Below are 12,737 nucleotides of genomic sequence, written 5' to 3' on the forward strand. Positions count from 1 at the left end.
GCGTCCGCGACGAGGCCGAGATCCGCGGCCACCGCCGCACCTACGTCGGCGCCCTGCCCGGCCGGATCGTCCGGGCCATCAAGGAAGCCGGCTCCATGAACCCGGTCGTCCTCCTCGACGAGATCGACAAGGTCGGCTCCGACTTCCGCGGCGACCCGGCGGCGGCCCTCCTGGAGGTCCTGGACCCCGCGCAGAACCACACCTTCCGCGACCACTACCTGGAGGTGGAGCTCGATCTGAGCGACGTCGTCTTCCTGGCGACCGCCAACGTGCTGGAGGCCATCCCCGAGGCGCTCGCCGACCGCATGGAACTCGTCCGCCTCGACGGGTACACCGAGGACGAGAAGGTCGTCATCGCCCGCGACCACCTGCTGCCCCGGCAGCTGGAGCGCGCCGGACTGGCCGCCGACGAGGTGGTCCTGGAGGAGGACGCCCTGCGCAGGCTCGCCGGGGAGTACACCCGCGAGGCGGGCGTGCGCACCCTGGAGCGGTCCATCGCGCGGCTGCTGCGCAAGGTCGCCTCGCAGCACGAACTGGGCGAGCGGGACCTCCCGCTGCGGATCGGCGCCGGGGACCTGCGGGACCTCATCGGGCGCCCGCACCACGTCCCGGAGTCCGCGCAGGACCCGGCCGAGCGGCGCACCGCCGTCCCCGGCGTGGCCACCGGCCTCGCCGTGACCGGCGCGGGCGGCGACGTGCTCTTCGTCGAGGCCTCGCTCGCCGACCCCGAGACCGGGGCCGCCGGGCTCACCCTCACCGGCCAGCTGGGCGACGTCATGAAGGAGTCGGCGCAGATCGCGCTCAGCTTCCTGCGCTCGCACGGCGCCGAACTGGAACTGCCGGTCGCCGACCTCAAGGACCGGGGCGTGCACATCCACTTCCCGGCCGGAGCGGTCCCCAAGGACGGACCCAGCGCGGGCATCACCATGACCACGGCCCTCGCCTCGCTGCTCTCAGGCCGCCAGGTCCGCACCGACGTGGCCATGACCGGCGAGGTCTCCCTCACCGGCCGGGTGCTCCCCATCGGCGGGGTCAAGCAGAAGCTGCTCGCCGCGCACCGGGCGGGCCTGACCACGGTGATCATCCCGAAGCGCAACGAGGCCGACCTGGACGACGTCCCGGCCGAGGTGCTGGAGGGGCTGGAGGTGCACCCGGTGACGGATGTGCGCCAGGTACTGGAGCTGGCCCTGTCCTCGGCCGCCGCCTCCTTCACGAAGGCCGCCTGACCTGCGGACCAGTGGTACAAACGGCCCGGGACCCTGCTTCGGCGGGGCCCCGGGCCGTCGGCCTGCCCGCTGCGAAATACTGGGCCCTTCATCCAGGACCCACCCCTGACCCCTCAGTGATCGGAGCGGTACGTGCACGGGAGCGAAGACCAGGAGTTCCTTGCCCTGGAGCGGGAGCTGTCCGTCTTCCTCCGGCGGGCCCGCGCCTCCTCGGGCGAGATGGCCCGCGCGCTCCACCCCGAGCTGGAGCCGGCCGCGTACGGGCTGCTGGTCCGGCTGGAGGCGGCCGGCCGCCAGCGGGCCACCGAGCTCGCCGCCTACTTCGGCGTCGGCAAGGCCACCATGAGCCGCCAGCTGCGCGCCCTGGAGGTCCTGGGCCTCGTGGCCCGCGAACCGGACCCCGCCGACGGCCGCGCCTTCCTCGTCGGCCTCACCGACGAGGGCCGGGCCCGCTTCCTGCGCGTACGGGGAGCCCGGCGCGAGCAGTACATGCGCAAGCTCGCCGACTGGGACCGGGGCGAGGTGGCGGAACTGGCCCGGCTGCTCAACCAGCTGAACTCCGGGGAGGAGTAGGCGGAGCCCGCCGGGGCGGGGCCCCGCGCAGGCAGGGCCCCGGCCGTCAGAGTTCCGCGTAGACCGCCGAGGCGTCGTCGTGCCGCTTGTGCCGGGCCGGCGGGCGCAGCGGATCGGACTCGATGGCCCGTACCCGGCCGATCAGCCCCTCGGCGCCCTCCTTGCGCAGCACGTCCAGGCAGGCCGCCCAGTCGCCCTCCCCGAACGTGTCCGTCCACCGGCTCGCCCCGTCCGTGAGCGCCGCCACCGCCCGGACCTCCCCGCGCGGGGTGCTCCCGGTGACCGCCCGGGCCGCCACCGACGGATCGGCGGCGGCCGTGAAGAAGCCCCCGTCGGCGTTGCGCAGCGCGTCGGTCGCCGCCACCGAGCCGAGCACCGCGCGCGGGATCCGGTCCAGCCGGTCGTCCAGCACCGCCGTGACCGCGCCATCGGGCGCGCGGAGCAGCAGCACGGAGTCCGAGAGCACCAGGTGCTCCACGCGGACCCCGTCCCAGCGCACCACGACGACCGTCGCCTGCGGGGTGCGGACGTGAGAAAGGTCACACGTGTCGCGGTGTGCGTCGGCCGTGTCGCCGATGGCCCGCGCCAGGATCCGGTCCAGGGGCATGTCCCGCCGCGATCCGGACAGTTCGGTCAATCGGCCGCCGAGCCGCGCCGAGAACCAGGGCACTCCGTGCACGCAGCCGTCGTCGCCGCGCGGTGGGGTGACCCCGTCGAGGACGACCAGCACGCCACCGCCCGCCGCAGGTATCGCGGCCGACACCCAGTCCTCGTTGGGGCGTTCCGGGTTGCCGGGGGCCGAGGCCAGGTCGATGCGCATACGGGCATTCTGCCCCCCGGGAACTCCCGCGCACAGGAAGGTCCGTACCAATGCGGGAGGGTGCGGGGCGGCCGGGCGGACAGCCGCGCCAGGGGCCCCGCGGGCATGTGGGCGGGCATACTGCCAAAGCCCGGCTGGATGTTTCAACCACCCCTCCATGGAGGGCCTCTGACACGGGGTGCCCGAGTTGGTCGGCCACTCCTCTGTGATGTTCACTCCTTCGAGTGGCCGGGTGGGCGATGTGCGGCTCTCCTCCCAACACACTGCGAAGGTCTGAGGCGGTACGAGGGGGCAGGGGGCGTTTACTTGTTGACCGGCCGTTACCTCGGCCACACGAGTAGACGAGCACGAGCACACGTACAGGATTGCGAGCACCGGTGCAGAAGAAGCGGTCTCGGAAGAACGGCACCGCCAGCGCCGACGGACCAGCCAACGCGGGACGGCGCGTCCGCGTCCGCCGCAGGCTGGTCGTCGGAGTAGCCGTCGCCGGACTCACCGTCCTCGCGGCGGGCACCCCCGCCGTCCTCTCCGCGAGCAGGGAACTGAACGACTCCCAGCGCCTGGTCACCCTCGCGGAACAGACGCAGCACACCCTCACCCTCGCCCACCTCCTCGGCGACGAGCGCGACGCCGTGGTCGAGTACGCGGCGAAGGGCCGGCCCGGCAACGCCAAGGCGCCCGTCGACGAGCGCAGCGCGCGCACCGACCGGCAGATCGCCGAGCTCCAGCCCGAGGCCGACGAGGAACTCGCCCGCGCCCTCGGCCGGGTCAAGGCCGTCCGCGCCGAGGCCGTCGACGGCAAGGGCACCCCCCTCGCCGCCCAGCAGGCCTACGCCGGCGTCATCACCGAACTCCTCGCGCCCGGCGACCGGCTCGCCGAACTCACCCCGCCCCGCGCGGAGGCCGCCCTCGCCGTCACCCGGCCCATGGCCCCGCTGGGCCAGGCCGTCGACCAGGCCTCCGCCACCCGCGGACTGCTGCTCGCCGCGCTGGCCGTCCCCCGCGGCGAGCAGCTCCCCAACTCCGCCGTCGCCGACGAACTCACCACCGCCGCGCAGCGTTCCCGGGTCCGGGAGCAGGCCGCGCTGGACGACTTCAACCGGGCCGCGCGACCCGACATACGGCAGACCCTCGCCGTCACCGTCACCGGTCCCGAGGTCAAGGCCGCCGACGACCACCTCAAGCGGCTCACCGACCGGCCCACCCTCACCCCGGCCGACCGCAAGGTCGACGCCGGCGCCGTGGGCACCGCCCTCAGCGCCCGGATCGACCGCATGCGGTCGGTGGAGGCCACCCTCGCCGGCCAGCGGGCCACCGCCCTCGCCACCCTGCGCGACGACGACGTGACCCGGCTCGAACTGGTCGTCGCCGGGCTCGGCGTGCTCTTCCTCTTCGTCATCGGCTTCTCCACCGCCATCGCCCGGTCCCTGACCCGGCCGCTGTCGGTACTGCGCCGCGGCGCGGAGCGGCTGGCCACCCCCGAGGGCTCCGTCGAGCCGGTCCGCTTCACCGGCCGCAACGACGAGTTCGCCGAGGTCGTGCGCCACCTCAACGCCGTACGGGACCAGACGGTCTCCCTGCACACCAAGATCGCCGGACTCGACGCCGACCGGCGCCGGCTCATCGGCCGCAACGAAGCCCTCTCCTCCGGCCGCGAGGCGCTGGAGAAGGAACTGAAGGAACTGCGGGCCGGGCTGGAAGAGCACCGCCGCGTCATGTCGACGACCTCGGTCTCGCTCTCGCGGCGGACCCTCGGCCTGGTCGAGCGCCAGCTCACGGTCATCGAGGAACTGGAGTCCAAGGAGGGCGACCCCGACCGGCTCGCCACCCTCTTCAAGCTGGACCACCTGGCGACCGTGATGCGCCGCCACAACGAGAACCAGCTGGTCCTCGCCGGACAGGAACACGGCCACGGGCAGAGCCTGCCGGTGCCGCTGGTCGACGTCATGCGGGCCGCCGTCAGCGAGATCGAGCGCTACGAGCGCGTCGACCTGGCCGCCCTTCCGGGCGCCACGCAGGTCGCCGGCCACGCCGCCGACGACATCTCGCACGTCCTCGCCGAACTGCTGGAGAACGCCACCACCTTCTCGCCGCCCGAGGCGAAGGTGAAGGTCTCCGGGTGGCTCAAGGACTCCGGCGACGTGGTGCTGTCCGTCATCGACGAGGGCATCGGCGTCACCGAGGACCGGCTCGCCGCGCTGAACCTGCGGCTGTCCACCCCCGAGGCCTACGACGAGGAGCCCGAGGCCGAACACGGCCTGGGCCTCGGCCTGTACGTCGCCGGGCGGCTCGCGGCGCGCCACGGCGTCACGGCCCGGCTGCGCACCGCCCGGCACGGCGGCACCGAGGCGCTGGTCGTGGTCCCCGTGACCCTGCTGCCCACCACCCCGCCGGTCTCCCCGGTGCACACCCTGGCCTCACCCGGCGCACCCGCGCTGCTGCTGCCCGGGGTGGTCGCCGAGGCCAACGAGAACACCCTCCCGCCGAGGCCCCGGCCGGAGCCGGACGCGGACACCCTTGACGCGGACACCCTTGACGCGGCGACCGCCGACGCCACGGCCCCGGCCACCCCGGAGGCGGAGACCCCGGCCCGGGTGGTGACCCTGGCGGAGGCCTTCGACGCGGATGCGCCGGGCGACGCGGATGCGCCGGGCCACGCGGATGCGCTGGGCGACGGTGACGCCGAGGGGGATGTGCGGGCCGAGGGTCGTGCCGATGGGCTGGGCGATGCCGGTGCTGATGCCGGGGCCGACGGGTACGCCGGTGCTGGTCCGGACGCCGGTGCTGAGGCGTACGCCGATGCGCTGGGCGACGCCGGTGTCGAGGCGTACGGTGACGCCGACGTCGAGGACGCCGGGGTGCCGCGGGTGGTGCCGCTGGGCGAGGCCTTCGAGGACACCCGGCTTCCCCCCGCCGACCAGGTCTTCACGGCGTCCGCCGACCCGTTCGGCGAGACCCCGGCCGAGGAGCTGCTGGCCCGGGTCGTGCCGCAGGCCGACGGCTTCGAGGACGCGGCGCCGCCGCCCGTGACCCCGCCCGCGGCCGAGGCCGGCAGCGGTGTCCGTCCCGAGGACGAGCTCCTCGCGCGGGTCGCCGCCGGCGCCGACGCGGAGGCCTTCGCGGTGGCCGACCCCGGACAGGGGGACGCCGCCGGGGGACCGGACGCCGCACCGGTGGTCTCCGTACACGACGAAGGGCTGTCGCTGCTCGCGCCCACGCGCACCGCCGCCGCCCCCGCCGCCGAACCCACGGACCACCTGCGCACCGCCGACGCCGAGGACGGCTTCGTGCCCCGCCAGGGCAGCCACCCCGGCCACGACTCGGACGCCGCCCCCGCCGTCACCGGCACGGGCCTGCCCAAGCGCACCCCCCGCTCCGTCCCCGGCCCCGCCGCCGGACGCCCCGCCGCGGCCCGCCCCGAGCCGCGCCGGGTGGACGCGGAGGAGCTGCGCCGCCGCCTCGGCGGCTTCTACCAGGGCGCCCAGGACGGGCGGCGCGTGGCCGCCGCCGAGCTCGCGCAGGACCCGGGGCAGGGGCAGGGACACACCGACCAGGGGGACACCGCACAGGAGGCCCGCACATGACCGCGCCCAGTACGTACGGACTGAGCACCCAGGCCCGCAACCTGCAGTGGCTGCTGACCGACCTGGTCGAGGAGGTGCCCGGGGTCAACTCCGTGGCCGTCGTCTCCTCGGACGGGCTCCTGCTGCTCTCCTCCGAGCCGGCGGGGGAGTCCCCGCAGGACCGCCCGAAGGGCCCCCGCGGCGCCTCCGCCGACCTCGCCACCATCGTGTCCGGGCTCGGCAGCCTCACCACCGGCGCCGCCGACCTCATGGAGTTCGGCCACGTCAAGCAGACCATGGTCGCGATGGAGAACGGCTCCGTCTTCGTCATGTCCATCAGCGACGGCTCGCTGCTCGGCGTGCACGCCACGCCGGACTGCGACATGGGCGTCGTCGCCTACCACATGGCCCTGTTCGTCGGCCGCGCCGGACACGTCCTGACCCCCGAAGTCCGCAGTGAGCTGCGCCAGTCGATGGAGAAGACCACGTGAGGAGCACGGCCTCCGACCGGCTGCCGATACGCGGCGCCGACCGCCGCCCCGCCCGCGTCCGCCCGTACTCCCTCACGGGCGGCCGCACCCGCTTCCAGCAGGTGCTCCTGGTGGAGACCTTCGTCGCCGCCCTCGACACCGCCCCGGTCAAGACCCCCGACCGCACGCCCGAGATGCGGGCCATCGTCGAGGTGTGCCGCCGGATGCGGACGATCGCCGAGATCTCCGCCCTGCTGAAGCTGCCGCTCGGCGTCGTCCGCGTCCTCGTCAGCGACCTCGCCGAACAGGGCCGGATACGCGTCTACGGCACGGGGCACGGCACCGGCCGGCCCGAACGCGCGCTGCTGGAAAGGGTGCTCAGTGGGCTTCGCCGTCTCTGACCGGGCCGTCACCGATCCGGCCGTCACCGATCCGGCCGTCTCCGATCCGGCCGCGCTGCTGGACGACGAGCCCGTCCAGCCCTGGCAGTACGACCGCTCGCGCGCGCCCGTCGCCGTCAAGGTGCTGGTCGCGGGCGGCTTCGGCGTCGGCAAGACCACCTTCGTGTCCTCCGTCTCCGAGATCACCCCGCTGCGTACCGAGGCGGTGATGACCCAGGCCGGCGCCCCCACCGACGACCTGACCGGCACCCCGGACAAGAGCACGACGACCGTCGCGATGGACTTCGGCCGCATCACCCTCGCCGACGACCTCGTGCTGTACGTGTACGGGACCCCGGGCCAGGAGCGGTTCTGGTTCATGTGGGACGACCTGGTGCGCGGCGCCATCGGCGGGCTCGTACTGGCCGACACGCGCCGGCTGCGGGACTGCTTCCCCGCCCTCGACTACTTCGAGAGCTGCGGGCTCCCGTACGCGGTCGCCGTCAATCACTTCGAGGGCTCGCGCTCGTACGAGGTGGAGGACGTCCGGGAAGCGCTCAGCATCCCGCCGCGGGTCCCCGTCGTGATCATGGACGCGCGGAGCCGGGCCACGGTCGTCGAATCCCTGCTGACCCTGGTGGGTCACGCGCTGGACGTCACCCCCGAATAGCCCGAACGAACCGCCCCGCGGGTTCCGTCGGCTCCGCCGATTCCGCCGATTCCGCAGATTGAGAACGTCAGATGCGCAGGATACTTGTCGTCGGGGCCGGCCAGTCCGGCCTCCAGCTCGCCCTCGGCCTCCAGGCGAAGGACTACGAGGTCACCCTCATGTCCAACCGGACGGCGGACGAGATCCGCACCGGCCGGGTCATGTCCACGCAGTGCATGTTCGACACGGCGCTCCAGCACGAGCGTGACCTCGGGCTGGACTTCTGGGAGCGGCAGGCCCCCAGGATCGAGGGCGTCGGCGTCTCGGTCGCCGCCCCCGACACCACCCGCGCCATCGACTGGCTCGGCCGGCTCAAGGGCCACGCCCAGTCCGTCGACCAGCGCGTGAAGATGTCCGGCTGGCTCGACGCCTTCACGCAGCGCGGCGGCCAGCTGGTCATCCACGGCGCGTCCGTCGCCGACCTGGACTACTTCTCCCGCACCTACGACCTGGTGCTGGTCGCCGCCGGCAAGGGCGAGCTGGTGTCGATGTTCGGGCGGGACGCGGCGCGTTCCCCCTACGACGCCCCGCAGCGCGCGCTCGCCGTCAGCTACGTGCACGGCCTCGGTCCGCGCCCCGAGCACCCGGACACCGAGGCCGTGCGCTGCAACCTGGTCCCGGGCGTCGGCGAGCTGTTCGTGATGCCGACCCTCACCACGTCGGGACGCGCGGACATCCTGTTCTGGGAGGGCATCCCGGGCGGCCCGCTGGACGTGTTCAAGGGCGCGGCCGACCCGGCCGGCCACCTGGCGCTCACGCTGGAGCTGATGGAGAAGTTCACGCCCTGGGAGTACGCGCGGGCGACGAAGGTGGAGCTGACGGACGCGGGCGCCACCCTCGCCGGCCGCTACGCGCCGGTGGTCCGCAACCCGGTCGGCCGCCTGCCCGGCGGGGGACTGGTCCTCGGCGTCGGGGACGTGGTCGTCGCGAACGACCCGATCACCGGCCAGGGTTCGAACGCCGCCGCCAAGTGCGCGGCCTCGTACCTGTCCTCCATCCTGATGCACGGGGACAAGCCGTTCGACGAGGCGTGGATGAAGGCCACCTTCGACAAGTACTGGTTCACGACGGGCAAGCCGGTGACCCAGTGGACCAACGCCATGCTGGGCGTCCCGCCGGAGCACGTGCTCGGCCTGATCGGCGCGGCCGGGCAGCTCCAGCCGGTGGCGGATCGTTTCGCCAACGGCTTCGACAACCCGGCCGACTTCGACGCGTACTTCTACGACCCCGAGGACACGGCCGACTACCTCGCGGACGTCTCCTCGTCGCTCTCCTCCGCGGAATAGCCGACGTCGTCCCCCGCCGTCGCGGCCTCGGGCAGCGGCGGCGGGGTGAACTCCGCCAGCGGCACCCCCTCGGGGTCCGGCCGCACCGCCCCGAGCAGCGGGTTCGCCGCGATCGGCGACACCTTGACGGTGGTGCCCGGACGCGGGGCCTGGATCACCTTGCCGTCCCCGATGTACAGGGCCACGTGGGTCGCCTTCGGGAAGTAGACCACCAGGTCCCCGGGCCGCAGCCGGTCCAGCGGCACCCGGGGGAGCTGCGCCCACTGCTCCTGGCTGGTCCGGGGGATGGAGCGCCCGGCGTGCTGCCAGGCCTGCGAGGTCAGCCCGGAGCAGTCGAACGAGGCCGGGCCCTCGGCCCCCCACACGTACGGCTTGCCGATCTGGGCCGTCGCGTACCGCAGGGCCGTGCCGCCCGCGGCCGTCGGCGTACCCGTACGGGCGGGCAGCCGGCCCGAGTCCACCAGCTCCCGCTGCGCCCCGGCGGTGACGGCCGCCTCGCGCCGGCCCAGCCCGGCCAGCTCCTCGGGGGTCAGCGCGGCGAGCAGGCGCTCGACCTCCTTGAGCCGGCCCGAGACCTCCTGCTGCTGCCGCTTCTGCTCGGCGGCGAGGCCCTGCTGGGCGTCGAGGGCCGTACGGGCGGCCGCGGCCAGGGCGTCGGCCTGCTGCGCGCCCTTCTCCAGCCGCGCCACGACCCCGGCCCGCCGGGCGCCCTCGCGGGCGGCGATCCGGCGCTGGTCGACGGCCTGCTGGGGGTCGCCGGAGAGCAGCATGCGCAGGTACGGGGAGAAGCCGAGCGTGCCCTGGTACTGCTCCCGCGCCAGCCGCCCGGCGGTGGCCCTCTCGGCACCGAGCGCGGTCCGGGCCCGCCCGAGCTCGACGGCGAGCCGCCGCTCCTCGTCCTGCCGGGCCTTGAGGGCGACCTCGGTGGCGTTGTACGCCTCACTGGCCTCCTCAGCCTTCTGGTACAGCCCCTGAAGCCGCGTCAGCAACTCCCCGACGGGCTCGGCACGCGCAACGGGGGGCGGCGCGCCGGCAACGACGATGGCGGCGAAGCATGCCGCCCAAACCAGTCGTTTAGTCATCTAATCACCTCCACCCCCGCAATCTCCCACGCGCACCGCAGGCAACGGCTGAGCCCGGTCGGCGGGGTGCGGGGGGCTCACCCGCTTGGGGGGAGGGGGGAGGGGGGCACCCCGGTGGGGCCGCTTTGGCTGGCGGGAGCTCCGAGGTGACGGGGTCTCCGCCGGTCCGGATCAGAGAGGGTTTGGTGGTTTCCCGTCAGTCTCATCGTCCTTCCGCGTCGGGCCGGCCTGTCAAGGGCGCTCCTTCGTCGCGTCGCTTCGCGATGGCCTTCGGCCACCCTTGACAGACCGTCCCGCCACGAAAAGCCGAAGACCGACGGGAACCCCCCAAAAGAACGGCACGGGTCAGAGGAACAGTCCTGTCCCCGTCAGGGACGCCCAGCCCCTCCCCGCCTGGGTGGGTTGAAGATCCGGCCGACATCCATCGAATCCGGGGCCGGGAGGGGCCTGACCACACCAGACAGCGAAATAAAGAGCATCCGGCACCGCTGGGCGCATCAGCCCGCCACGCACTCCTCATTGCTCAGCGTCTGCGGCTGGTGTGTGGCTGGACATAGACGACTGCTGCGCCTTCTGGCGTTGCGACACGCCTCAGCAACTCGGCGAGCTGTTCGACCACGTCGGCGGGGAGTTGGCCGAGGTGGACGTACGGGCGGCCGGTACGCGTCACGGTCGGGCGTATGCCGCTCCACTCGGATTCGGATACGCCAAGGGCGATCAAGGCTGCTCGAATCGCATCGGCGGCGTCCGTCGCGCGGTCGTGTCCGTCCCGCCACGTCTGCATGTCCATCAGTGCCCCGTCCCGTGCATCCGGAGCAGGATGTTGCAGTCGGCGATGAGCGAGTGATCGACGTAGGTATCGCTGGCGGCGGAAGCCCTGAGTAGTTCTAGGCGGGAGCACTCGGGGCAGCCCGCCACCGGCTCCGGTGACGGTTGCCACTCCCTCAGTGGGAGCGACAATGGCGCCTCGTGCCACCGAGTGGGATCGGTCTTGTTCTTCTTCACGCACTGATGCTGGATCCCACGTCAGGGCGTTACTACACCGTTTGCCGGACGTTTGGGATGTTTCGCCGTTACGGTCTGTCCCGTCCACAACGGCCCATGGAGCGGACTGTGAATCACGCACTGCGTCGCGCGATGGCGAATGCCAAGATGACCGAGAAGCAGCTCGCACAGGCTTGCGGGGTCGACGCGAAGACGGTCGGACGGTGGATCACCGAGCCGAACCGCGTCCCTCACGCCCGGCATCGATGGGCGGCCTGTGAGGCGTTAGGAGAGGAGGAGACGGCCTTGTGGCCCAACGCGATCCGCGCAGCCTTCACCAGCGGACCTGACAGGGAGATAGTCCAGGTCTTTCCCTATCGCTCGGCAGCTCCAGCCAGCTTGTGGCGCTCGCTGGTGACCAAGGCGCAGCGCGATCTTGTGTTTGCCGGGTACACCAACTATTTCCTGTGGCTGGAGCAGGCCAACTTGGGCAGCGCTCTGCGCCGTAAGGCGCAAAGCGGCTGTCGTGTCCGCTTCCTTGTTGGTGACCCCAACAGTCCGGTCACCACGGACCGGGAAGCCGAGGAGGACGTGCCGCTGACGCTCTCGACCCGGATCGCGGTGACGTTGAACGAGCTGGAGAAGCTGCGGGACGTCAGCGGGATCGAGGGCCGTTTTGAGACCGGACACGTCAACCTGTCGGTATTCCGGTTCGACGACGAGATGATCGTGACACCGATCCTGGCCCGCAGGGTCGGACACGATTCCCCGATGCTTCACCTCCGGCGCCGCCAGGCTGATGGCATGTTCGATCGCTTCGCCGCGCACGTCGAGGAGTTGTGGAGCCGGGGCCGCGACATCAAGGGGACGAGCGACGATGGCCAGGCGTGATTACGAAGACGATCCCGGGGCACCACGGGCGAACAGCCTCGTGCCCGCCGCTTCCGCCGTCGTGGTGGACCAGGACGGCCGGGTCTTGTTGCAGCGGCGCACCGACAACGGGATGTGGGCCCTGCCCGGCGGCACGATGGAACTCGGCGAGTCCATCGGCGACTGCGCGGTCCGGGAGACCTACGAGGAGACCGGGATCACCGTCGAGATCACCGGCATCGTCGGCACGTACACGAACCCGGGCCACGTTTTCGCCTACGACGACGGCGAAGTGCGCCAGGAGTTCTCCATCTGCCTCTCGGCCCGCCCCACCGGCGGAACACTCCGCACCTCGGACGAGTCGTTCGAAGTCGCGTGGTTCGCACCCGAGGCGACCGACACACTCCCGATGGTGCCCAGCATCCGCAAGCGCATCAGCGACTGGCGAGCCGGCCAGGGCCCAGCCGTCCGGTGACTGTGCCCCATACGCGGACTAGTCGCAGACGCCAAACAATGAGGAGTGCGTCGCGAGCTGGTGCGCCTCGTGGTCCCGGATGGTGGTGGGTTCGCTGTCTGGTGTGGTCAGGCCCCTTCCGGCCCTGGATTTGGTGGTTGTGGGCCCGGGTCTTTGGCCTGCCCAGGCGGGGAGGGGTCGAGGGTCCCTGAGGGGGACAGGATCGGCTCTCTGCCCCGTGAACGTTCTTTTGGGGGTTTCCCGTCTGTCTTCGTTTTTCCGTGGCGGGCCGGTCGGTCAAGGGTGGCCGTAGGCCATCG

At 72.6% G+C, this 12,737-nt stretch carries 12 protein-coding genes; 9 read left to right on the forward strand and 3 right to left on the reverse strand.

Annotated elements, in window-relative coordinates; translation table 11 throughout:
* Together ACFV0Q_RS18325 and ACFV0Q_RS18330 are read left to right on the forward strand one after the other, a co-directional pair.
* Positions 1 to 1,226: S16 family serine protease (locus tag ACFV0Q_RS18325; protein WP_385006481.1), on the forward strand; the 1,226-nt coding region annotated here is incomplete at its 5' end.
* A gap of 132 nt (positions 1,227 to 1,358) precedes the next feature.
* Entirely contained in the window at positions 1,359 to 1,799 is a 441-nt protein-coding gene (locus tag ACFV0Q_RS18330; protein WP_030225696.1) for a MarR family winged helix-turn-helix transcriptional regulator, read from the forward strand.
* A gap of 46 nt (positions 1,800 to 1,845) precedes the next feature.
* Here ACFV0Q_RS18330 and ACFV0Q_RS18335 read toward each other — a convergent pair whose 3' ends face one another.
* Entirely contained in the window at positions 1,846 to 2,619 is a 774-nt protein-coding gene (locus ACFV0Q_RS18335) for a hypothetical protein (RefSeq protein WP_385006483.1), read from the reverse strand.
* 377 nt (positions 2,620 to 2,996) lie between these two features.
* On the opposite strand from ACFV0Q_RS18335, the gene ACFV0Q_RS18340 reads away from it, so the two are divergent.
* The 5 genes from ACFV0Q_RS18340 to ACFV0Q_RS18360 all read left to right on the forward strand — a co-directional run bounded on the left by ACFV0Q_RS18340 (position 2,997) and on the right by ACFV0Q_RS18360 (position 9,027).
* The gene (locus ACFV0Q_RS18340) at positions 2,997 to 6,203 is read left to right on the forward strand and encodes a nitrate- and nitrite sensing domain-containing protein (protein WP_385006485.1); all 3,207 of its coding nucleotides are present in this window, start codon (positions 2,997 to 2,999) and stop codon (positions 6,201 to 6,203) included.
* Entirely contained in the window at positions 6,200 to 6,673 is a 474-nt protein-coding gene (locus ACFV0Q_RS18345) for a roadblock/LC7 domain-containing protein (protein WP_385006487.1), read from the forward strand. The genes ACFV0Q_RS18340 and ACFV0Q_RS18345 overlap by 4 nt, the downstream gene beginning before the upstream one ends.
* Positions 6,670 to 7,053 carry a DUF742 domain-containing protein gene (locus ACFV0Q_RS18350; RefSeq protein WP_385006489.1) on the forward strand — a complete coding sequence of 128 codons (384 nt, stop codon included), beginning with the start codon at positions 6,670 to 6,672 and terminating at the stop codon, positions 7,051 to 7,053. The genes ACFV0Q_RS18345 and ACFV0Q_RS18350 overlap by 4 nt, the downstream gene beginning before the upstream one ends.
* Complete coding sequence (locus tag ACFV0Q_RS18355; RefSeq protein ID WP_385006490.1) at positions 7,034 to 7,702, forward strand: ATP/GTP-binding protein; 669 nt, start codon at positions 7,034 to 7,036, stop codon at positions 7,700 to 7,702. The genes ACFV0Q_RS18350 and ACFV0Q_RS18355 overlap by 20 nt, the downstream gene beginning before the upstream one ends.
* A 71-nt stretch (positions 7,703 to 7,773) precedes the next feature.
* Entirely contained in the window at positions 7,774 to 9,027 is a 1,254-nt protein-coding gene (locus ACFV0Q_RS18360; protein ID WP_385006492.1) for a styrene monooxygenase/indole monooxygenase family protein, read from the forward strand.
* On the opposite strand, the gene ACFV0Q_RS18365 is transcribed toward ACFV0Q_RS18360, so the two are convergent.
* Together ACFV0Q_RS18365 and ACFV0Q_RS18370 are read right to left on the reverse strand one after the other, a co-directional pair.
* Positions 8,985 to 10,109, reverse strand: coding sequence for an NlpC/P60 family protein (locus ACFV0Q_RS18365; protein ID WP_385006494.1), 1,125 nt, complete (start codon positions 10,107 to 10,109; stop codon positions 8,985 to 8,987). The two genes, ACFV0Q_RS18360 and ACFV0Q_RS18365, sit on opposite strands and share 43 nt — an antisense overlap.
* A 523-nt stretch (positions 10,110 to 10,632) precedes the next feature.
* Positions 10,633 to 10,899: a hypothetical protein gene (locus tag ACFV0Q_RS18370; RefSeq protein WP_385006496.1), complete on the reverse strand. Its 267-nt coding sequence runs from the start codon at positions 10,897 to 10,899 to the stop codon at positions 10,633 to 10,635.
* Between the two features lie 323 nt (positions 10,900 to 11,222).
* Here ACFV0Q_RS18370 and ACFV0Q_RS18375 point away from each other — a divergent pair, with 323 nt between their 5' ends.
* Positions 11,223 to 11,984, forward strand: coding sequence for an XRE family transcriptional regulator (locus ACFV0Q_RS18375; protein ID WP_385006498.1), 762 nt, complete (start codon positions 11,223 to 11,225; stop codon positions 11,982 to 11,984).
* Positions 11,971 to 12,438: an NUDIX hydrolase gene (locus tag ACFV0Q_RS18380; RefSeq protein ID WP_385006500.1), complete on the forward strand. Its 468-nt coding sequence runs from the start codon at positions 11,971 to 11,973 to the stop codon at positions 12,436 to 12,438. The genes ACFV0Q_RS18375 and ACFV0Q_RS18380 overlap by 14 nt, the downstream gene beginning before the upstream one ends.
* The last annotated feature ends 299 nt before the right edge of the window (positions 12,439 to 12,737 follow it).

It is taken from the genome of Streptomyces sp. NPDC059564, assembly GCF_042735575.1.
GTDB lineage: Bacteria > Actinomycetota > Actinomycetes > Streptomycetales > Streptomycetaceae > Streptomyces.

Bases quoted from the DNA above. Each gene is read 5' to 3' on its own strand.
- ACFV0Q_RS18335 (WP_385006483.1), bottom strand. From the start codon at position 2,619: ATGCGCATCGACCTGGCCTCGGCCCCCGGCAACCCGGAACGCCCCAAC.
- ACFV0Q_RS18345 (WP_385006487.1), top strand. From the start codon at position 6,200: ATGACCGCGCCCAGTACGTACGGACTGAGCACCCAGGCCCGCAACCTG.
- ACFV0Q_RS18360 (WP_385006492.1), top strand. From the start codon at position 7,774: ATGCGCAGGATACTTGTCGTCGGGGCCGGCCAGTCCGGCCTCCAGCTC.
- ACFV0Q_RS18365 (WP_385006494.1), bottom strand. From the start codon at position 10,109: ATGACTAAACGACTGGTTTGGGCGGCATGCTTCGCCGCCATCGTCGTT.
- ACFV0Q_RS18370 (WP_385006496.1), bottom strand. From the start codon at position 10,899: ATGGACATGCAGACGTGGCGGGACGGACACGACCGCGCGACGGACGCC.
- ACFV0Q_RS18380 (WP_385006500.1), top strand. From the start codon at position 11,971: ATGGCCAGGCGTGATTACGAAGACGATCCCGGGGCACCACGGGCGAAC.